This is a genomic window from Rhodanobacter sp. C03 (genome assembly GCF_002001175.1).
Taxonomy (GTDB): Bacteria; Pseudomonadota; Gammaproteobacteria; order Xanthomonadales; family Rhodanobacteraceae; genus Rhodanobacter.
Genome location: NZ_MUNT01000001.1, coordinates 264,317 through 285,724, shown reverse-complemented (window position 1 = coordinate 285,724; position 21,408 = coordinate 264,317). Strand labels below are relative to the sequence as shown.

The window sequence follows — 21,408 nt, the reverse complement described above, 5'->3', positions numbered from 1 at the left end:
CGTTACCGTGCATGGTAGCGCGAGCGTCCTGTAGGAGCGGCTTCAGCCGCGACATGGTGGCTGGTCGCGGCTGAAGCCGCTCCTACAACGACAATTTCTGGGCTCAGGCCTTGTCCAGCGGCGTATTGCCGCCGGTGAACTGTGCCCGTGCCTGCGCCAGCCGGTACTTGTGCTCGGCACGCCAGCGCCGCCAGTCGCGCAGGCCGCAGAGCGCATAGACCAGCTTGAACAGCTGCAGCCGCCACAGCACCTTCGGCGTATCGAACAGGTCGCCGGCAAGCATCGAGATCACGCCCTGCTCCAGCTGCCAGGTATTGCGTGGCTGGCGGAACATCTGCTGCATCACCGGTCCGTTGAAGCGGTAGATGAAGAACGAGAAGCGCGCCATGCCGGCACGCTGGCGTTTCTCCAGCTTGCGCAGCAAAGCCGGCTCGCGCTTCGGCTCGCGCAGTGACTGATCAACCATCTCGACCGCCTGCTCCGCCCCGCTCATCGCCAGGTACACGCCGGAGGAGAACACCGGATCGAGGAAGGCGAACGCATCGCCGACCAGCACCCAGCCCGGGCCGCCCATCCGGGTCGAGTCGTAGGAGTAGTTGCCGGTGACGCGTATCTCGTTGCCGATCAACTCGGCATGCTCGACGCGCTGCCACAACGCCGGACTCAGCTTCAATGTGTCGAGCAGGAATTCTACCGTGCGACCCTTGCGCTGCTTGAGATAGTCCGGCCGGCATACCGCGCCCACGCTCATCACCCGGTCCGGCAGCGGGATCATCCACATCCAGCCGTGTTCGAAGCTGTAGATGCTGATGTTGCCGGCGTCTTCGCCGGGCCGGTATTCGGCACCGCGGAAGTGGCCGAAGATCGCCGCGCTCTGGTGCTGCTCGTTCTTGCGGTGGAGCTTGTGCTTGGTCGACAGCAACGCATCGCGGCCACTGGCATCGACCACGTAGCGCGCCTCGATGCCGTAGCTGCGGCCATCGTCGGCCTTCACGTCAAGCCAGGTCTCGCGTGGGCCGCGTTGTTCGACCCGCACCACCTCGTGCCCTTCACGCGCATCGGCACCGCATTCGCGCGCGTGCTGGTACAGCATCTGGTCGAAATCCTGCCGCCAAACCTGGTACGCGTGCGGCGGACTCTGTCCGATCGCGCGGGCAAACGCGTAGGTGTTGTAGCCGCGCGCGTTGTCCGCCTCGAAGTCCGCGCCGGGCTTGAACACGCCCAACGCACGCACCTTGTCCAGCACGCCGAGCCGCTCGAATACCGGCAGGTTCATCGGCAGCAGCGATTCGCCGATATGAAAGCGCGGATGGTGCGCCTTCTCCAGCGCGATCACCTTGTAACCACGGCGCGCCAGCAGCGCCGCCGCCGTGCTGCCACCCGGGCCGCCGCCGATCACCACCACATCACACTGTTCGACCGTCTGATCCGCCATGCATCCCTCCGCCCGGCGCCGTCACCCCGACAGCGACCTCCAGCGGCCGATTATGGCGCAGACCGGGCGGCCAGCCAGTGGGGCTCTGTTACCATCGTGCGCCGCCTCACGTATCGCCTCGATCCATGCTCAATCCGCAACAATTGGCCGCCGTCGAACATTGCGACAGCCCGTTGCTGGTGCTGGCCGGCGCCGGCTCCGGCAAGACCAGCGTTATCACCCAGAAGATCGCGTACCTGATTGCGCGCCGGAAACTGGCGCCGTCGAAGATCGCCGCGATCACGTTCACCAACAAGGCTGCGCGCGAGATGCGCGAGCGCGTGGCCCAGTTGGTCAGCACGGAGGATGCCGCGGCGCTCACCGTGTGCACCTTCCATGCGCTGGGACTGAAATTCCTGCAAATCGAACATGCGCGCGCCGGCCTGCGCCGCGGCTTCTCGGTGCTGGATGCCGATGACAGCAACGGCATCGTCAAGGAGCTGGCGCCGAAAGGCGTGAAGCCGGACGTGCTGTTCGGCATCCGCAACCTGCTCAGCCGCGCCAAGAACGGCGGCCTCTCGCCGGAGGAAGCACTGGCCGCCGCACGCAGCCCGCGCGAGCTGGAAGCGGCGACGATCTACGACATGTACCAGCAGCGCCTCGCCGCCTTCAATGCGGTCGACTTCGACGACCTGATCCGGCTGCCGCTGCGTATCCTCGAAGCCGACAGCGAATGCCGCGATGCCTGGCGCGAGCGGTTCCGCTACCTGCTGGTGGACGAATACCAGGACACCAATGACGCGCAATACCGCCTGCTGAAAGCACTCACCGGCGAGCGCGGCGGCATCACCTGTGTCGGCGACGATGACCAGAGCATCTACGCCTGGCGCGGCGCGAATCCGGAGAACATCGACCAGCTCGGCCGCGACTGGCCGAGCCTGCGCGTGATCAAGCTGGAGCAGAACTACCGCTGCGGCAAACGCATCCTGCGCGCGGCGAACCAGTTGATCGCGAACAACCCGCATCTGCACGAAAAGAAGCTGTGGAGCGAGCATCCGGAAGGCGCGCCGATCCGCGTACTCGAATGCAAGGAAGCCGAGCACGAGGCCGAGCGCGTCGCCGCGATCGCCACCACCCTGGCGGAAAAGCACAAGGCGCGCTGGCACGATATCGCGATCCTGTATCGCGGCAACTTCCAGGCACGCGTGCTGGAGAAAGCGCTGCGGCTGGCACGGATTCCGTACCACCTCACCGGCGCCTTGAGCTTCCTCGACCGCGCCGAGGTGAAGGACCTGCTGTGCTATCTGCGCCTGCTGACCAACCCCAGCGACGACGCCGCGTTCCTGCGCGTGGTCAACGTGCCCAAGCGCGAGATCGGTTCGACCACATTGGAGAAGCTCGGCCAGCTTGCGCAGAGCCGGCACAGCTCGCTGCTCGATGCCACCCGCAGCGACAGCGTGCTGCGCCAGCTCACCCCGCGCCCGGCCGCCGCGCTGGCCTCGTTCGCAAGCCTGCTCGACGAACTGCGCAGCGCCTCGTTGCACGAGAGCGCCGCCGATCTGGTCGAGCTGATCCTCAAGCGCACCGGCTACGCCGCGCAGATCGCCGCCGGCACGCCCGACGCCAGCGTGCGCGAACGCAAGCTGGGCAACCTGAAGGAACTCGCCGACTGGTTCCGCGCGATGCAGAGAAATTCGAATACGTCCGGCGGCAACAGCGCCGGCGATCTCGCCTCGCAACTCGCCCTGCTCAGCCACGCCGACCGCGACGAACCCGGCAACGCGGTGCGCATGATGACCCTGCACTCCGCCAAGGGCCTGGAGTTCCGCTTCGTCTTCATCGTCGGCTGCGAGGACGGCACGCTGCCGCATGAAGGCGCGATCGACGAGGGTCGTATCGACGAGGAACGCCGCCTGATGTATGTCGGCATCACCCGCGCTAAAGAGCTGCTCACGCTGTCGTGGTCGGCCAAGACCAAACGCTACGGCGATGTCCACAACAACCAGCCCAGTCGCTTCCTGCACGAGCTGCCGCAGGCCGACCTGCACTGGCAGGGCAAGGATCCGGAGGCAGACAAGGAAGCCGTGCGCGAAACCGCCGAATCGCATATGGCGAAGATCGCCGCGATGCTGGCGTCCGGCTAGTGATCGCATGCAGAAGCGCGCAGACTTTCCTACGATACCCGCAGCAGTCACCGCGCTGACTTTCTTTACGTCCGGGAACGACCATGGCTGATCCGGCCCAGCTCTACGCGCAGCTCGTGGCAACCTTCAACCGCGGCAACTGGCCGGAAGCACAGGCACTGGCGACACAGCTGCTGCCGTTCGCACCGAACCATGCCGGGGTCTACAGCATCGCCGGCGTGGTCAGCCTGGAGTTGCAACAGCTGGCTCAGGCCGTGACATATCTGCGCAGGGCTGCCGAGCTGGATCCCACGCGAGCTGACTTTGCGACGCTGTATGCAAAGGCACTTTCTGCAGCCGGCCTGCCAGGCGAAGCGGTACTTGCTGCCGATCTTGCGCTGGCCTTGTCGCCCGATGACCCGATGACGCTGGATACCCTTGGCGTGATCTATACCCAGGCACGGGCGCATGAGCGAGCCGTCGCAGCATTCCGCGCCGCCGTAGCACGCTCGCCGACACAGGCTTCATGTCGTTTCAATCTGGCCACTGCCCTGGTAGCCATCGGTGACCTTGACGCTGCCGAGCTGGAATTCGAGGCGTGCATCAAACTGGCGCCGAAGTACTGGAATCCGCATCTGTCGCTGGCACAGCTAGGACGGCAGACACCGGCCAGAAATCATGTGGAACGGTTGCAGTCGTTATTGCTGCAGTATCCAGGCGATGTCGCCGCCATGACCTATCTGAACATGGCGCTGGCCAAGGAATACGAGGATCTGGCCAGCTACCCCAAGGCGTTCGAGTGCCTCGTGCGCGGCAAGTCAGCAGCACGCGGAGGTCGCCGCTATTCGATTCAGCGAGATCAAGTCATGTTCGAGAAACTGACGCGCGCCTTTCCGGAACCGCAACCCGAGTCGCTGGGTGATCCCACCGAGGAACCCATCTTCGTGGTGGGCATGCCGCGTTCGGGTACCACGCTGGTGGAACGCATCCTTTCCAGTCATCCGGATGTCTACGCTGCGGGCGAACTGCAGAACTTCGCGACGGCACTCCAGCGCGTCTCGGGCAGCCAGACGCCGGTGCTGTTCGATCCTGAAATCATCACACGAGCGCGAACGTTCGACTGGAAACGGCTCGGCGCCGACTACCTTTCGAGCACACGACCCGCCACTGCATACAAGCCGCGTTTCATCGACAAGCTGCCGCACAATTTCCTGTACGCGGGTTTCATCGCACGCGCGTTGCCCAACGCCAGGATCATCTGCCTGCGTCGCGATCCGATGGACACTTGCCTCAGCAATTTCCGCCAACTGTTCGAACAGACCTCCACTTCTTTCGATTACTCGTACGATCTGCTCGACACCGGCAAGTATTTCGTCCTGTTCGACCACTTGATGGCACACTGGCAGCGCGTATTTCCCGGACGCATCCTTGAACTGGAATACGAAACACTGGTGGATACACAGGAAGCCAGTACACGACAATTACTCGAATTTTGCGGGCTGCCCTGGCATGACGCCTGCCTGCAGTTCGAGAACAATCCGGCACCCGTAGCCACGTTCAGTGCGACGCAAGTACGCACACCGCTGTACCGATCCGCCATCCGTCGCTGGAAGAAATACGAAGCGGAATTGGCCGAGTTGCGTATGTTATTGAGTGATGCAGGCATAAAATTCAGCGCATAACGCGAGGGCCTGTTGATCCGCATGCATGCTCGCTGCAACGATGTCTCAAGCATGGCATTCGCGCGTTCAAACGATGCCTTCCGTGAAATGCAATCACACTATTCTCAATTCTCATCTCAATTCTCAGCGCGAATCAGGATTCCATGACTGACCCGGCCGAACTCTTTGCCCAGCTCACTACCGCGTTCAATCAGCGCGCATGGCCGCAGGCACAGCAGCTGGCTGATCGCCTGCTGCCACTCGCGCCACGTCATCCGGGTGTGAATTACATCGCCGGCATTGCATATATGCAATTAGAGCAATTGCCACAGGCGCTGGAGTACCTGCGCCGGGCGGGGATACTGGAGCCCACCCGGGCTGACTTCGCCGTGCAGTACGCCAAGGCACTCTGCGCCGCGCGCAGGAACCGCGATGCCAGGGTTGTCGCAGACCGGGCGATGGCCTTGTCGCCAGGCGATCCGATCACGCTGGACACGCTGGGTGTGGTCTATACCCAGATCGGTGAATACGGATCGGCGATCGCGGTATTCCGCCAGGCCGCATCGCTTGCCCCGACTGACGCATCCTACCGATACAACCTGGCCACCTCGCTGGTCGCCGCCGGCGACCTCGACGACGCCGAGGTCGAGATCGAGGCCTGCCTGACACTCGACCCCAAGTATTGGCGGGCGCATCTGACACTCGCGCAACTGCGCCGGCAGACACCGGCCAGCCATCATGTGGAACGGCTGGAATCGCTGCTGCCGCAAATTGCCGCCACCGATACCACAGCGCAGGTCTGCATCAACATGGCACTCGCCAAGGAATGCGAGGATCTCGCCGACTACCCGAAGGCGTTCACCCATCTCGTTCACGGCAAGTCGGCCGGCGGTGCCGACCGCGACTATTCAATCCAGCGGGACGAGGCACTGTTTGCGGCCATTGCGGAGAGTTTCCCGGAACCACGGACTGATCCGACGATTGGCCACCCATCCGGCGAGCCGATCTTCATCATCGGCATGCCGCGCACCGGTACCACGCTGGTGGAGCGGATCATCTCCAGCCATCCCGACGTGTACTCCGCGGGAGAACTGCTGAATTTCGGCATGTCGCTGAAGTTCCTGTCCGGCAGCCAGACGCCGCCGCTGATCGATTCGGGTACGGTCGTCGGTGCGCGCAAGGTCGACTGGAAACTGCTTGGCGAGACCTACCTTGCCAGCACCCGTCCGGCCACCAGCCACACGCCGCACTTCATCGACAAGCTGCCGCACAATTTCCTGTATGCAGGCTTCATTGCCCAGGCGCTCCCCAACGCGAAGATCATTTGTCTGCGACGTGATCCGATGGATACCTGTCTCAGCAATTTCCGTCAGTTGTTCGCTCCCAAATCAGCATACTTCGACTATTCGTTCGACCTGCTCGACACGGGCAGATATTACGTCCTGTTCGATCGCCTGATGGCGCACTGGCAGCGAGTGTTGCCGGGACGCATTCTCGAAGTGGCTTACGAGACCCTGGTGGACTCGCAGGAAGCCAGCTCAAGGCAGTTGCTGGAATTTTGCGGCCTGCCCTGGAACGATGCCTGCATGCACTTCGAGGCAAACCCGACGCCAGTCGCCACCGCCAGCGCCGTACAGGTACGTGCACCGATCTACCGCAGCGCACTCAAGCGCTGGAAGAAATACGGTCCGCAATTGAACGAGCTGCGGGATCTGTTGAACGAAGCCGGCATCTCGATCTCTTGATGATGGCCGCCGGTTGCGTCTCTCGCGCTGAACCGGAGACGCGAGCATCAGCTGCCGCCCAGTCATACTGATGAGCCACAAAATGAAACGGCCCCGCCGAAGCGGGGCCGTTGGATCAGGCGATTCAGCTGTGGCGCTTATTCGCCGCTCGTGCCGAACTTGTAGTTCGCCTCGACGTACATGGCACGACCGTAGATGTTGTAGTTGAATACGTTGTACGGCGTACCGGTGGTACCGGGATAGCTGTGATCCACCGGCGGCATCTTGTTGAACACGTTATCGACCAGGAACGACAAGCCGAGGCTCTTGATCGGATTGAAGGTCACGCTGAGGTTGGACAGAACCCAGGGCGCCAGCTTGCCGGTTCCCTTGCTGGTGTAGTTATTGGCCACAGTGGCCAGATAGTTCGGCGTGCTGCCATAACGGTTGACATACCAGGTGGCCGTCCACTTGTCCTTGCTCCAGGTCAGCGAACCATTCGCCTTCGTCTTGAAGTCGGTACTGTAGTTGGGATTGGTCAGATAGTTGACCGATGGATCGGTTGGGTAATCCTGATACGTGTGCTTCAGCTCATCGGAATAGGACAGGGCAAGCGACAACTGGCCCAGGTAGCCGATGTCCTGGACATAGCTGAAGTTTGCCGTGATCGCATTGACCTGCTCGTTGGCGACATTGAGCTTGGGCGTCACGATCTGGGTGATACCACCCAGCAGCGGGATGCCAGTCGATGATGTCGTGCCTGGACCGCGGGTAATGAAATTGAATGCCTGCGAACAAGTCGCCGAATTGGGATCAATCGTCTTGATATCGCACAGATACTCCGTATTGGAGAGCTGGGTTGCACTGACCGAGGCAACTTCGTTGTTGATATCCCAGTGCAGGTAATCCACGCTGACCGACATCCGCTCGATCGGTGCCCAGACAAAGCCGTAACTCCACACCTTCGCCGTGATCGGCTTCAGCGCCGGGTTGCCATAGGTCACCCCGTGATACTGCACGCTGTTGTACAGGCTGGGGCAGTTGGCGAGCGTGCTGCCGCTGAAACCCAGTCGACCGCAATTGAGAAAATCCGTGACGCTGTCGTAGAAACCGCTCGGCAGCTGGAACTCGTCAGACAAGGTGGGCACCTTGAACGCGGTACCGTACTTACCGCGTATCAACAAGGATTCGAACGGACGATACTCGATGCCCAGGTTGTAGGTCGGATGACTGACATTTTGACCCGAGACGTTGTAGCTGTCGTAGCGGGTTGAAGCATCCAGGGTCAACTGGCTCAGCAACGGAAACTTCATCTCGGCGGTGGCCGCGTAACGCGAACGATGGCCTGCACCCGGCGTGGCGCTGGTACCCCAGACATACGGAACCTGATTGCCGTTCCAGTCCACTGTCTCCAGCAGACGCGGGTCAGGCGAGTCGTTCCAACCCTGGTTGCCACCCTCGAGCACGGCCGCAACGCCGGCGTCGCCACCGGGCAAGGTGAACAACGAGGCATCGGTAAGCTGCAGGCGCAACATGTTGTCCCAGGTCTTGGAACGACTGTCGGTATAGCCCGTGAAGCCCTTGAAGTCCGACTGCGATACCGGCTGGTAAAGTCCGGCGTAATTCGGCTTGAAGACGGGATAGCCGTAATACGTACCCAGCTGCGGCCCCAGCACATGGTTCGCGAAATACGTTTCCATCGGAATAGTGAAGCGCTGGAAATCGTGGTCAAGCAATTTATCGTCGGAATGCGTGAAGCCGAGATCGTAATCCCAGTTTGACTGGCCGAAAGTACCCTTTCCGCCGAAGGTCAGCATGTAGGAGTTTTCGGTACTCTTGTTCATGATATTCGAGTAGCCGCCGACTTCCTCCGGCGAAAACACATGCTGGGCGAGCATGAGGCTTTGCAGGCCCGGATCCCAGTAATAGCCACCACCGGAGGCAGCTGCCACCACGTTGCTACCCCAAAATGTCGTACCGGCACCGTTCGTGTACTTCTGCTCCTGGTAGTTGTAGAGCAGATCGCCGTACAACTGCAGATTGTCGTTCACGTCGAACGTATTGTGCGTATAAATGTTGGCCGTCTTGTTGTCCGTGGTGACCGTTCCGTAACCCGGGGTGTACTGTGAGCCGCAGTAGTCGCCACTGCCATTGCGATGCTGCTTGGTCAGCGTGCCGTTCCACTGGCTGGAGACATTGGCGCAGTTGTCCGGATCCAGGAACTGGTAACCCGAAAGCGCACCACCGGCACTGGTGAACAGGTAATCGCGCGAGGCCGTCGGCGGCGTGGTTCCCTCGGTATAGAACTGCTTGGTCAGGCTGCGGTCACGGGTCCAGATCGGCTGTGTCGATTCGAACTGAAAACCTACCAGTGAATTGAATTTGCCGGCACTGAAACTGTCGGCCAGGCTGATCCGGCGATCGGCACCGCCACCATCCGAATGCCAGCCGTAGCGCACATCAATGACAGGTGCATCGATGTGCTTCTTCAGCACGATGTTGATCACGCCGGCGATCGCGTCCGAACCGTACAGCGAGGACTGGCCACCCGGCAGGATGTCGATATGGTCGACCATGTCAATCGGGATGCCGCTCAAGTTGTTGAACGTGTCGCTACCGTTGTACAGGCCGGGGAAATTGCCCATCGGCCGACCGTCGATCAGGTACTTCACAAAGCCGACCGGCAAGCCGAACAGACTCAGGGTCTGTGCGCCTGGCGTGAACGAATTGGTGAACTGCGAACCCTCCACGCTACCTGTCGCAAACGACGACTGCTGCAGTGCATCGGCAATGGTGGCGAAGCCCCGGGCCTTCATGTCCTGCGCAGTGATCGTGATGATCGGCGTGGCCGTCTCGATCTGCGTCTGCGGAATCAGCGAACCGGTCACGGTGACCGCCTGCAGCTTCTTGGCGTTCTTGGTGCTGGGCGCCTGATCGGAGCTCTGATCCTGCTGTGACGATGTACTCGGCTGAGCATCCTGCGCGTACGCGGTGGTATAGCCAAGCGCCAGGGCTGCCACGATGGCAACGGCAATTTTCGACTTGATCATGTGTTCGGAACTCCCCTCAGAGTTTTTCAGCAATGTGTTTGAACCCGTCATTCAGTGGACGGGTAATCGGCGCGAACCGGCATTCGAAATACGGAACACACAAACCAGCACACTCCCTGCCGGTCGGTCGATTCATGGCGCGTTAGCGTTCTAACATGCCCACGAAAGTGTGCGCAACAAAATATTCACACATCAAATCAAAACGTATGATAGTGCGTCGTAATCTTGCGATTACGCAAGAAACAGCGATTCGACAGCAGCCGACTCGACAGCTTTCTCAAGAGCCCAGTTTCGGCCGCGGCCAGCGAAACGAAACGCCATGGCGAAGCACATGGCGAGTCGCCTCCCGACCAACCGTTACCAGGCGCGGGGCCCGCCGAGTCAAGCATGGCGAAGAGCAGGCTGGCCACCGCGTGGCCGGGTTAGATGGCGTGAGCCGAAGCGAGGGATGCCGCCACGTTACAATCGGCCACGGTCCGTGGGCGATGTGCAACTTCCTCACCCTGTTCGTGACCGCAAGTTCATCGTGATGAACTGCCACATTTTCGTAATTTCCAACTTCCACATCCCAGCTGGAATTCCATGACCGATCCCGCCGAACTTTTTGCCCAGCTCACCGCGGCGTTCAATCGGCGCGCATGGACGCAGGCGCTGCAACTGGCGGAGCAACTGCTGCCGCTCGCACCACACCATCCAGGCGTGAACTACATCGCTGGCATTGCCCACCTGGAGTTGCAGCAGATGCCAAAGGCGCTGGATTGCCTGCACCAGGCCATGCAGCTTGAACCCCGCCGCGCCGACTATGCGACGCAGTACGCGAAGGCACTGGCTCTCGTCCGCTTGATGCGCGATGCACGGCTCACCGCCGATCGCGCCATGGCGTTGTCGCCTGATGACCCGATCACACTGGACACCCTCGGCGTGATCTACACGCAAGCAAACGCGCATGAGCAGGCGGCGATGGCCTTTCGCGGCGCTGTAGCACTCATGCCCAGTCATCCTCCCTACCGGTTCAACCTGGCAACCGCCTTGGTCGCAGCGGGAGATATCGACGCCGCCGAACATGAGCTCGAGGCATGCATCGGGCTGGCTCCCGGCTACTGGAAGGCGCACTTGACTCTCGCGCAACTGCGACGACAAACGCCGACCAGCAATCATATCGAGCGGCTGCAGTCGGTCTTGTCGCAACTGGCCGACAACTCCGATGCGCAGACCTACCTCAACATGGCGCTGGCGAAGGAATACGAGGACATTGCGGACTATCCCGCAGCATTCGGTCATTACGTGCGCGGCAAATCGGCCGGGCGGCATACGCGTGGTTATTCCATCCAGTCAGATGAAGTCCTGTTTGACGCGCTGACAGCGGCCTTTCCCGATCCAGAGGTGACGACATCTGGCTGCCCCACCGAAGAACCCATCTTCGTGATCGGCATGCCGCGCACTGGCACCACGCTGCTTGAGCGCATCATCACCAGCCATCCAGACGTGTATTCCGCCGGCGAGCTGCAAAATTTCGGCATGGCGCTCAAGTATGCAACGCGCAGCCCGTCCGCGTTGCTGCTCGACCCCGAGACGATTGCCCGCGCAAGTCATGTCGACTGGAAGGAAGTGGGAGAGACCTATCTTTCCAGCACGCGCCCCGCTACCGGGAACAAACCGCATTTCATCGACAAGCTGCCGCACAATTTCCTGTATGCGGGCTTCATTGCCCACGCACTGCCCAACGCGAAGATCATCTGTCTGCGGCGTGATCCTATGGATACCTGCCTCAGCAATTTCCGACAGTTGTTTGGAGCACTTTCGCCTTATTACGGCTATTCGTTCGACCTGCTTGATACCGGCAGGTATTACGTTTTATTCGATCGCCTGATGGCGCACTGGCAGTGCGTATTCCCGGGGCGCATCCTGGAAATGGATTACGAGACCCTGGTGGAATCGCAGGAAGCGAGCTCGCGGCGATTGCTGGAATTCTGCGGGCTGAGCTGGAACGATGCCTGCCTGAGTTTCGAAAACAATCCGGCACCGGTCAATACGGCGAGTGCCGTACAGGTGCGCGCACCGGTCTACCGCAGCGCGCTCAAGCGCTGGAAGAAATACGAGCCGCAACTGCGTGCGCTGCAGGCGCTACTGGACGAAGCCGGCATCAAGCTGGCTCAGTAATTCGGCCTGCCGATATTCTGCGCACTGTCGCGGCCCTCGGGAAAAACCATTCGAGGCGCTGTAAAAAAAACGGCCCCGCCGAAGCGGGGCCGTCGATGACACGAGTGCAGTGAAGACGCTTACTTCGCGCCGGCACCGAACTTGTAGTTTGCCTCGATGTACATGGCGCGACCGTACACGTTGTAGTTGGAAGTGTTGTACGGCGTGCCCGCGGTACCCGGATAGCTGCGATCCAGCGGCGGCATTTTGTTGAACACGTTGTTGACCAGGAACGACAAGCCGAGGTTCTTGAGCGGGTTGTAGGTCACGCTGACGTTATACAGGGTCCACGCCGGAAGCTTGCCAGTGCCCGTATGGGTGTAGTCGTCGTACACCGTGGCCAGGTAGTTGGGCGTACGACCGTAACGGTTGGCGTACAGCGTGGCGCTCCACTCGTCCAGGCTCCAGGTGATCGAGGCGTTGACCTTGCTCTTGAAGTCGGTACTCCAGTTCGGATGACGCAGCAGGTCGATCGCCGGATCGCTCGGGTAGTCCTGGTAGGAGTGCTTCAGCATGTCGCTGTAGGACGCATTGAAGGACAGTCGGCCCATCGCGCCAATGTCCTGCAAGTAGCCGAAGTTGGCCGTGATGGCATTGACCTGCTCGTTGGATACGTTGACCTTCGGCGTATAGATTTCCAGGATCGGACCAAGCAGGCCCGGGGTGAGCGCGGTACCGCGAGTGATCTGGTCAAACGCCGCCTGACAGGTCTGCGAGCTCATCGCGATCGTGCCGACATCGCACAGGTACTCGGTGGCCGACAGGCCGTCCGCACTCTGCTGGTTCACTTCGTTTTTGATGTCCCAGTGCAGATAGTCCACGCTGACCGACATTTTCGACATGGGCGCCCAGACGAAACCGTAGCTCCATACTTTCGCGGTGATCGGCTTCAGGCTCGTGCTGCCCGACTGCTGGCCGAAGAACTGCACGTCGCTGTACTTGGTCGGACAATCGGCGACGTTCGGACCGCTGTAACCCAGGCGGCCGCAGTTGGCATAGTCGGTCACCTGGCTGTAGTAGCCACTCAGGCCCTGGAATTCATCGGCCAGGGTCGGCACCTTGAACGCGCTGCCATAGCGGCCGCGCAGCAACAGGGATTCGAACGGACGATACTCGAGGCCGAGGTTGTAGGTGCCGTGGTTGACGTTCTGGCCCGCGACCTTGTAGTCGTCGTAACGGCCGGACACATCCAGGGTCAGCTGGCTCAGCAGCGGAACCTTCAGCTCGGCCGTGGTCGCAAAGCGTGAGCGATGACCCGCACCCTGCACGTCGGTGGTGCCCCAGATCTCGCCGTCGAGCAGACGCGGATCGGGTACGTAGGACCAGCCCTGGTTGCCGCCTTCGACCACCACCGCGATACCTGCGTCACCTGCCGGCATCGAGAACAGCGACGCGTTGGTCACCTGACCGCGCAGCATGTTGTCCCAAGTCTTGGAACGGGTATCCGTGTAACCGGTAAAGCTGCGGAAATCCGACGGCGACATCGGCTGGTAGAACGCATTGTAGTTCGGGGAGAAGGCTGCGTACGCGCCGTAATAGGGATCCAGGCCATGCTGCGGCCCGAGCACATGCGAACGGAAGTAGGCATCGATGGCGCCATCGAAGCGCTGGAAATCATGCGCCAACAACTTGTCATCCGAGTGCGTGAAGCCGACGTCGTAGTCCCAGTTCGACTGGCCGAACGTACCCTTGCCACCGAGAGTCAGCATGTACGAGTTCTCGGTCTGCTTGTTCATGATGTTCCTGTAGCCGCCGACATCCTCCGGCGAGAACGCGCGCTGCAGGTTCACGAAGTCGTCAAGGTTCTCGTCGTAGATGTAGCCGTAGTCGACCGAGGTGCCCCACCAGGTGTAGCTGGAGCCCACCGAAGTCTTCGTCTCCTCGTAGTTGTACAGCAGGTCGCCGTACAGCTGCAGGTTGTCGCTGACGTCGAACGTGGTGTGGGTGTAGAGGTTGACCGTCTTGTCGTCGTTAGTGACCGTCTTGTAGCCCGGGCTATAGAACGATCCGCAGTAGTCACCGGAGTTCTTGCGGTGCTGCTTGGCTTCGGTGCCCCCGAACTGGCCGGTGACATTGGAGCAGTTGTTCGGATCCTCGAACAGGTAGCCGGCACCGGTGCCGCTGTTGACCAGGTAATCACGTGAAGCCACCGGGACACTGGTACCCTGGGTGAAATACTGCTTGGTCAGGTCGCGATCGAAGCCCCAGATCGGCTGTGTCTTCTCGAACTGCACACCCACCAGCGCGTTGAATTTGCCGGCGCTGAAGCTGTCGGCCAAGCTGATGCGACGGTCGGCACCGCCGCCGTCCTTGTGCCAGCCGTAACGCACGTCGATCGCCGGGGCGTCGATGTGCTTTTTCAGCACGATGTTGATCACGCCAGCAATGGCGTCAGAACCATATAGCGACGACTGGCCACCCGGCAGGATGTCGATGTGATCGACCATGTCCATCGGGATGCCGCTGAGGTTGTTGAACGCATCGCTGCCGTTGTACAGGCCGGGGAAGTTGCCCATCGGGCGACCGTCGATCAAGTACTTCACGAAACCGACCGGCAGGCCGAACATGCTCAGCGTCTGCGCGCCCTGGGTGAACGACGCCGAGGTCTGCGCGCCCTGCACACTGCCGGTGGCGAATGATGACTGCTGCAGCGCTTCGGCCACGGTAGTAAAACCACGGACCTTCATGTCCTGCGCGGTAATCGTGATGACCGGCGTGGCCGTCTCGATCTGCGACGACGGGATCAGCGAGCCAGTCACGGTGACCGCTTCGAGCTTCTTGGCCTTGGTGCTGTCAGGCGCCTGCTCAGTGCTTTGCTGGGACGTATCCGTCTGGGCTGACTGCGCATAGGCGGAGGTATAGCCAAGCGCCAATGCAGCCACGATGGCAACGGTAATTTTCGACTTGATCATGTGTTCAGAACTCCCCTCAGAGTTTTTAGCTAGCGGGCAACCCCGTCCGTCAGTGGGCGGGCTATCGGCACGAACCGGCATCCGGGATGCGCAAACCAGCGTTCTCCGTGCCGGTTGGTCGATTCATGACCGGCAAGTTTTAGCACGTCGTCGAAAGAACTTGCAACAATTTCTTCACACAATGCGCATGATTTTTCATCACGTTGGATCTTGCGTTTGGGAAGTATCGGGGACTACGCGGGCATCAGATCAGCTTTTCCGCTTCCAGCTCGCTCTTCAGATAGGCGTAATAGATCGGCGCGGCGATCACGCCCGGCAGGCCGAAGGCGGCCTCCATCACCAGCATCGCAATCAGCAATTCCCACGCGCGGGCGTGGATCTGGGTACCGACGATGCGCGCGTTGAGGAAGTATTCCAGCTTGTGGATCAGCACCAGGAAGCCGAGCGCGGCGACACCAACCCCGAGCGACACCGACAGCGCGGCGACGGTGACGGCGGTGTTGGACAGCAGGTTGCCGACCACCGGCAGCAGTCCGACGATGAAGGTCAGCACCACCAGTGTCTTAGCCAGCGGCACGTGGATGCCCAGCAGCGGCAGTGCGCCGAGCAGGAAGATCGCGGTGAACAGGGTATTGATCAGCGAGATCTTGATCTGCGCGAACACGATGTTGTGGAACGCCTCGGCCAGCCGCTGGCAGCGCAGGCCCATCGCCGCGGCGAGCGGCCCGACCTGATGCGCAGGACGGGCACGGCTGAGCGCGATGATCGCGCCCAGCACCAGCCCGATGATGATGTGCACGAACACTCGCACCGCGCCCTTGCCGGCCAGCTGCAGGGTCGCCGCATGCTTGCGGGCCAGCTCGACCGCGCCCACCCGCAGGTCATCGACGCTGTCCGGCAGGTGATCGACCACCACGGCCGGCAATTGCTGGCGGGCTTTCTCCACCAGCGGCATCAGTTGCTGCTGCCAGAGCAGCTCGGGGTTGCCGATCTCGCTGCGGAAGAAGCTGATCGCACCGAGGATCAGCAGGATCAGCAAACCCACCACGATCGCTCCCAGGGCCGCGACCACCAGCACCCTCGCCCGATCGCCGGAGATGCGCTGGCCCAGCAACGGCGTTACCGCCTGCACCAGTTCGTAGACCAGCAGACCGGCCAGCAACGCCGACAGCAGATGCAGCTCGATGATCGACAACAGCGCCACCGCGGCCAGCACGCAGCTCACGTAACGGATCAGCGGAGAAGACTCGCGCGGCGCGGGCGTAGGGGAGTTCATGCGGATCGCAACCGTGAGGGCGTCGGGACGGTCAGTCTGTCAGCAGGTCGCGATGGCTGCCAGCCTGGACACGCGGCTGTCGTAAACTCCGGGCATCGTCATGGTCTTCATGTTCAAGGATTCCCGCATGTCTGTTCGTCTGTCCCCGGCTCTGGCCGTGTTCGCCCTGCTCGCCGGTTGTGCCAGTGTGCCGCCGCATCCCGCTGCCACGGCACCGGCACCACCGGCCGCAACGGCTGTCGTCACCGGCGTCGCCGCCGATGACAACCTGAATGCGGTGGCATGGACCCAGACCGCGATCGAACACGACCTGATCTACCTGCAGACCTATCGCGACGCCGAGTCGCGCCTGCTGGCCGCGCTGCACGACCCGCAGTGGGATGCACTGGACAAGGCGGATCGCACGACGCCGCTCAAGGGCCTGAAACCCGCCGTGGTGCTGGATATTGACGAAACCGTGCTGGACAACTCGCCGTATCAGGCGCGCGTGGTGAAGAGCGGCGGCGAATTCAACGAGGCCGACTGGGCGGCGTGGTGCAAGGAGCAGCAGGCCCGCGCGATGCCCGGCGCAGTCGAGTTCACCCAGTTCGCGGCGAAGCACGGTATCGCGGTGATCTATCTCTCCAACCGTGCCAAGGATCTGGATCAGGCCACCATCGCCAACCTGCGCAAGGTAGGTCTGCCGGTGAACGGCCCCGAGGCGTTTCTCGGCCTGGGCACGGTGCTCGAGGGCTGCGAGCAGGCCGGCACCGAGAAGGGTTGCCGCCGCCAGCTGGTCGCCCGGCAGTACCGCGTGCTGATGCAGTTCGGCGACCAGATCGGCGATTTCGTCGATGTGCTCGACAATTCCGACGCCGGTCGCCGCAAAGTCATGGCCGACTACCTGCCGTGGATCGGCACGCGCTGGTTCGTGTTGCCGAACCCCACCTATGGTTCGTGGGAGCCGGCGCTGTTCAACAACGACTGGAGCGCCCCGCGCGAGCAGCGCCGGCAACAGAAGATCGACGCCCTGCGCTACCAGTAACGAATTTTGTAAATTTGCTTACCAATCAATGTAATACAAGAATAAACAAAAGTATTGCCTTAACTTTAACAAACAAGTAATATTTGTGTTGCCGACACCTGCTGACCAACATTTTGCAGACGAGGCCATTTCCCTTCCGGCTCTGCCGGATTTCCCCGTGAGGCTACGCGCCCGCGGGGTTTTCTTTTTGTGGCGCAGCATCTTCCGGCGCGAAATCCTGCGCCCGGCCCTTGTTTCGGTGCCACCGCGACCCTTACCCTGCCCGTTCACCGCGCCACTTGGGCGCATCCCTGTCCGTTGTCCCTGCCGCGAGAACCTTCCATGCGTCTGCCCGCCCTTCGTTATGCCCTGCTGCCCCTGTCCGCCGCACTGCTGCTGAGCGCGTGCCACGGCAAGGACGACGCCTCGCAGCCGGGTGGCAGCACGCCGCAGGCCGCCCTGCAGGGCACGATCGACCTGCTCAAGGCAAACGATCTCAATGGCTTGTGGAAGCACGCGCTGCCGCCAGCGGACTATGCCAACCTGCGTGCCGACTGGAGCCGTCACGCACAGGACGCGGAGCCGATCACCGCCGAGGATCGCGCGAAGTTCAGCCAGACGATGCAGCAGTTCACCGCGCCTGACGCCGAGAACAAGCTGTACAGCGAGCTGCAGCCCAAGCTGGCCACGATGGAACAGCAGTACAAGGACCAGCTGCCGGTGCTGATCAGCGTCGGCGAAGCACTGGTGAAGAACACCGTGGCGCAGAACAAGAACCTCACCGACGCACAGAAGACCCAGACCAGCAACGTGCTCGACGTGCTCGCCCCATGGGCGCAACAGGCTCCGTGGTTCGACCAGGCCAAGGCGAAACAGGCGATCGGCGTGGCGGTGACCACCGTACGCAAGCTGGACCTGAAGAGCCCGGACCAACTGCGCGCGATGGATTTCGATACCGCGATGGCGAAGTACGCGACCGGCCTCGGCGGCGCCAAACAGGTGCTGGCGACCTACGGCCTGTCGGTGGACGACACGCTGAACTCGGTCAAATTCACCCCGGTATCCAGCAGCAACGGCCACGCGGTGGTGAAGATCGACTACACCCTGCTCGGCAAACCGCTGTCGACCGAATCGACCCTGGTGCAGCAGGACGGCCGCTGGTACAGCGAGGACATGCTGAACCACGTACGCCAGTCGCATCAGCAACTGATTCAGCCCCCGGCCAGCAGCAGCGCCCCGGCCGCCGCCGGCACCGCGCCAACGAAAGACTGAACAACGCAGCCGTTAGGATAGACGGATGCAGAATATCTACACCGCGGATTCCACCGTTCGCCAGCGCGCTCCCTGGTGGTTCAACCTGGCCGGACAACTGTTGCAGCCGTGGCTGCGCATCCGTCGCGATCCGGCCGAACCGGCCGCCTTGCTGCAGGCCGGCGTGCCGGTCTGCTATGTGATCGAGCGTGACGGTTTCTCCGACGCGCTGATCCTGCAACGCGCCTGCCGCGAGGCCGGCCTGCCCAACCCGATGCAGGCGCTGGCCGGCACCCGTCGGCGGCGCTCGGTGTTTGCGCTGGCCCGGCGCGACGGCTGGATCTTCGGCCGCAACCGCAAGCGCGCGCCGAACGAACCGCTGCGGCAGCTGGTGCGCTCGCTGGAAGGCATGCCGGATCGCGACATCCAGCTGGTGCCGGTATCGATCTATGTCGGTCGTGCGCCGAGCCGTGATACCGGCTGGTTCCGCGTGCTGTTCTCGGAAAACTGGGTAATGGTTGGCCGCTTCCGCCGGCTGCTCGCCGTGCTGCTGAACGGGCGCGACACCGTGGTGCACTTTTCCGCGCCGGTGTCGCTGCGCAGCGTGCTGGCCGAATCCGGCGAGCTCGCGCCGGAACGTTTCACGCGCAAGATCGCGCGGGTATTGCGCACCCACTTCCATCGCATCCGTGCCGCGGTGATCGGGCCGGATCTGTCGCATCGGCGCACCGTGGTCGATGCCGTGCTGAATGCCGAACCGGTGCGTGCCGCGATCGCCGCCAGCGCTGCCAAGGAAAAGATCAGCCACGCCAAGGCCTGGCGCAAGGCGCACAAGCTGATGATGGAAATTGCCGCCGACTATTCGCACCCGGTGGTGCGTTCGGTGTCGTTCCTGCTGTCGAATTTCTGGAACAAGCTGTACGACGGCATCGCCATGCACCACTTCGACAAGGTTCGCGCGGTCGCGCCCGGCTACGAAGTGGTTTACGTGCCCAGCCATCGCAGCCACGCCGACTACCTGCTGATGAGCTATCAGCTGCATGTATCCGGCGTGGTGGTGCCGCATATCGCCGCCGGCGTGAACCTCAACCTGCCGGGGATCGGGCCGATCCTGCGCCGTGGCGGCGCGTTCTTCATGCGCCGAAGCTTCACCGGCAATCCGCTGTATTCGGTGGTGTTCAAGGAATACATGGCGCAGCTGATCGACCGCGGCGTGCCGATCGAATACTTCACCGAGGGCACCCGTTCGCGCACCGGTCGCCTGCTGGCGCCGCGCGGTGGCCTGCTGTCGATGACCGTGCGCGCGTTCCTGCGTGCGCCACGTCGACCCGTGCTGTTCCAGCCGGTGTACATCGGCTACGAGAAGCTGATGGAGGGCAAGAGCTACATCGGCGAACTCAGCGGCAAGCCGAAGGAGAAGGAGTCCCTGCTCGGCCTGCTGCGCGGGCTGAAGGTGCTGCGCCAGCGCTATGGCCATGTGGCGCTGAACTTCGGCGAGCCGATCGAGCTGACCCCGCTGCTGGATGCCGCCAGCGCCGACTGGCGCGCGACCAGTGCCGACCCGGATGCCAAGCCGGACTGGCTCAACGGCGTGGTCAACCAGCTCGCCGAACAGATCCAGATCAACATCAACCGCGCCGCCGACGTCAATCCGATCAACCTGCTGGCGCTCGCCCTGCTCGCCACACCCAAGCACGCGATGGCCGAAAGCGACCTGCTCGCCCAGCTCGAACTGAGCAAGGCCCTGCTGGAAGAACTGCCGTATTCCGATCGCGTCACGCTGACCCCGATGAACCCGGCCGGGATCATCGCCTACGGCGAACAGATGAGCTGGATCCAGCGCGTGCAGCATCCGCTCGGCGACGTGCTCACCGCCACTGGCGAGCAGGCGGTGCTGCTCAGCTACTTCCGCAACAACGTGCTGCACCTCACCGCCGCTGCCGCGTGGGTGGCCTGCTGCTTCCTCAACAATCGGCGCATGTCGCGTGCCTCGGTACTGCGACTGGGCAAGATCATCTACCCGTTCATCCAGAACGAGCTGTTCCTGCCGTGGGACGAGGACGGCTTCGGTGCGCAACTGCAGGCGACGATCGACTTCTTCGTGCGCCGCGGAATGCTCGAATCCACCGGCGATGGGCGCGTACTGGAACGTGCACCCGGCCAGGACGACAGCGCGTTCCAGCTCAAGGTGATCGCGCGCAGCCTGATCCAGGCGTTCGAGCGCTACTACATCACGATCGCCGCGCTGGCCAAGAACGGCCCGCATACGATGACCGGCGCCGAACTCGAGAACGCCTGTGCACTCACTGCCCAGCGGCTGAGCCTGCTGAACGAACTGTCGGCACCGGAGTTCTTCGACAAGGCGCTGTTCCGCGGCTTCATCCAGAAACTGCGCGAACGCCGCATCGTGTGGACCGACGATGCCGGCAAGCTCGACTACGCCAGCGCACTGGATGGCATCGTGCGCGACGCCAGGGTGATTCTGTCGCGCGAGGTACGCCACTCGATCCTCAAGATCACGCCCGGCGGCAACGAGAAGGAACCGTCGTCGCCGAACGAGACCGTTGCTGCCGAGGCCCTCGTTGCGCAGGATCCACCTGTGACCACCGACGACGCCTCCAGCGTGGAACTGCATCAGCGCCACGTCGATGCCGAGCATCATCTGCACGCGCATGCCGATGCGCCAGTCGTAACTGACGACACCGCTAAACCACCACACGAATAGACGGGCGCGGCAGCGCCGTGCCGAACGTCACGTGACGCTGGTCGGTGTGCGCGCCTAAGATGGCCGTCTA

General features: G+C 62.1%; 11 protein-coding genes. 7 read left to right on the top strand and 4 right to left on the bottom strand.

All coding sequences use genetic code 11. The features are described 5' to 3' along the window. Window positions 1-103 precede the first annotated feature (103 nt). Complete coding sequence (locus B0E48_RS01110) at window positions 104-1,435, bottom strand: NAD(P)/FAD-dependent oxidoreductase (RefSeq protein WP_077515606.1); 1,332 nt, start codon at window positions 1,433-1,435, stop codon at window positions 104-106. Window positions 1,436-1,560: 125 nt separating this feature from the next. Here B0E48_RS01110 and B0E48_RS01105 point away from each other — a divergent pair, with 125 nt between their 5' ends. The 3 genes from B0E48_RS01105 (at window position 1,561) to B0E48_RS01095 (ending at window position 6,943) form a co-directional block, all read left to right on the top strand. After that, entirely contained in the window at window positions 1,561-3,558 is a 1,998-nt protein-coding gene (locus B0E48_RS01105) for a UvrD-helicase domain-containing protein (protein ID WP_077515605.1), read from the top strand. An 83-nt stretch (window positions 3,559-3,641) separates the two neighbouring features. Further along, window positions 3,642-5,219 (top strand): tetratricopeptide repeat-containing sulfotransferase family protein, encoded by a 1,578-nt coding sequence (locus B0E48_RS01100; RefSeq protein ID WP_077515604.1) that lies wholly within the window; start codon window positions 3,642-3,644, stop codon window positions 5,217-5,219. A 143-nt stretch (window positions 5,220-5,362) separates the two neighbouring features. Continuing rightward, a complete protein-coding gene (locus tag B0E48_RS01095) occupies window positions 5,363-6,943 on the top strand; it encodes a sulfotransferase (RefSeq protein ID WP_077515603.1) in 1,581 nt (526 codons plus the stop codon). A 137-nt stretch (window positions 6,944-7,080) separates the two neighbouring features. Here the strand turns inward: B0E48_RS01095 and B0E48_RS01090 are convergent, their stop codons facing one another. Next, the gene (locus B0E48_RS01090; RefSeq protein WP_077515602.1) at window positions 7,081-9,972 is read right to left on the bottom strand and encodes a TonB-dependent receptor; all 2,892 of its coding nucleotides are present in this window, start codon (window positions 9,970-9,972) and stop codon (window positions 7,081-7,083) included. A 582-nt stretch (window positions 9,973-10,554) separates the two neighbouring features. Here B0E48_RS01090 and B0E48_RS01085 point away from each other — a divergent pair. Then, a complete protein-coding gene (locus tag B0E48_RS01085) occupies window positions 10,555-12,132 on the top strand; it encodes a sulfotransferase (RefSeq protein ID WP_077515601.1) in 1,578 nt (525 codons plus the stop codon). 119 nt (window positions 12,133-12,251) lie between these two features. On the opposite strand, the gene B0E48_RS01080 is transcribed toward B0E48_RS01085, so the two are convergent. Next, window positions 12,252-15,083: a TonB-dependent receptor gene (locus B0E48_RS01080; RefSeq protein WP_077515600.1), complete on the bottom strand. Its 2,832-nt coding sequence runs from the start codon at window positions 15,081-15,083 to the stop codon at window positions 12,252-12,254. A 244-nt stretch (window positions 15,084-15,327) separates the two neighbouring features. Continuing rightward, window positions 15,328-16,359 (bottom strand): AI-2E family transporter, encoded by a 1,032-nt coding sequence (locus B0E48_RS01075; protein ID WP_077515599.1) that lies wholly within the window; start codon window positions 16,357-16,359, stop codon window positions 15,328-15,330. Window positions 16,360-16,486: 127 nt separating this feature from the next. Between B0E48_RS01075 and B0E48_RS01070 the strand changes: the two genes are divergently transcribed. The 3 genes from B0E48_RS01070 (at window position 16,487) to plsB (ending at window position 21,338) form a co-directional block, all read left to right on the top strand. Further along, complete coding sequence (locus B0E48_RS01070; RefSeq protein ID WP_077516835.1) at window positions 16,487-17,383, top strand: HAD family acid phosphatase; 897 nt, start codon at window positions 16,487-16,489, stop codon at window positions 17,381-17,383. Between the two features lie 321 nt (window positions 17,384-17,704). Further along, window positions 17,705-18,634, top strand: a complete 930-nt coding sequence (locus tag B0E48_RS01065; protein ID WP_077515598.1) for a hypothetical protein — start codon at window positions 17,705-17,707, stop codon at window positions 18,632-18,634. A gap of 25 nt (window positions 18,635-18,659) precedes the next feature. Continuing rightward, entirely contained in the window at window positions 18,660-21,338 is a 2,679-nt protein-coding gene (gene plsB / locus B0E48_RS01060) for a glycerol-3-phosphate 1-O-acyltransferase PlsB (RefSeq protein ID WP_077515597.1), read from the top strand. Window positions 21,339-21,408: the final 70 nt, after the last annotated feature.

Bases quoted from the DNA above. Each gene is read 5' to 3' on its own strand.
- B0E48_RS01110 (WP_077515606.1), bottom strand. From the start codon at position 1,435: ATGGCGGATCAGACGGTCGAACAGTGTGATGTGGTGGTGATCGGCGGC.
- B0E48_RS01105 (WP_077515605.1), top strand. From the start codon at position 1,561: ATGCTCAATCCGCAACAATTGGCCGCCGTCGAACATTGCGACAGCCCG.
- B0E48_RS01100 (WP_077515604.1), top strand. From the start codon at position 3,642: ATGGCTGATCCGGCCCAGCTCTACGCGCAGCTCGTGGCAACCTTCAAC.
- B0E48_RS01095 (WP_077515603.1), top strand. From the start codon at position 5,363: ATGACTGACCCGGCCGAACTCTTTGCCCAGCTCACTACCGCGTTCAAT.
- B0E48_RS01090 (WP_077515602.1), bottom strand. From the start codon at position 9,972: ATGATCAAGTCGAAAATTGCCGTTGCCATCGTGGCAGCCCTGGCGCTT.
- B0E48_RS01085 (WP_077515601.1), top strand. From the start codon at position 10,555: ATGACCGATCCCGCCGAACTTTTTGCCCAGCTCACCGCGGCGTTCAAT.
- B0E48_RS01080 (WP_077515600.1), bottom strand. From the start codon at position 15,083: ATGATCAAGTCGAAAATTACCGTTGCCATCGTGGCTGCATTGGCGCTT.
- B0E48_RS01075 (WP_077515599.1), bottom strand. From the start codon at position 16,359: ATGAACTCCCCTACGCCCGCGCCGCGCGAGTCTTCTCCGCTGATCCGT.
- B0E48_RS01070 (WP_077516835.1), top strand. From the start codon at position 16,487: ATGTCTGTTCGTCTGTCCCCGGCTCTGGCCGTGTTCGCCCTGCTCGCC.
- B0E48_RS01065 (WP_077515598.1), top strand. From the start codon at position 17,705: ATGCGTCTGCCCGCCCTTCGTTATGCCCTGCTGCCCCTGTCCGCCGCA.
- plsB (WP_077515597.1), top strand. From the start codon at position 18,660: ATGCAGAATATCTACACCGCGGATTCCACCGTTCGCCAGCGCGCTCCC.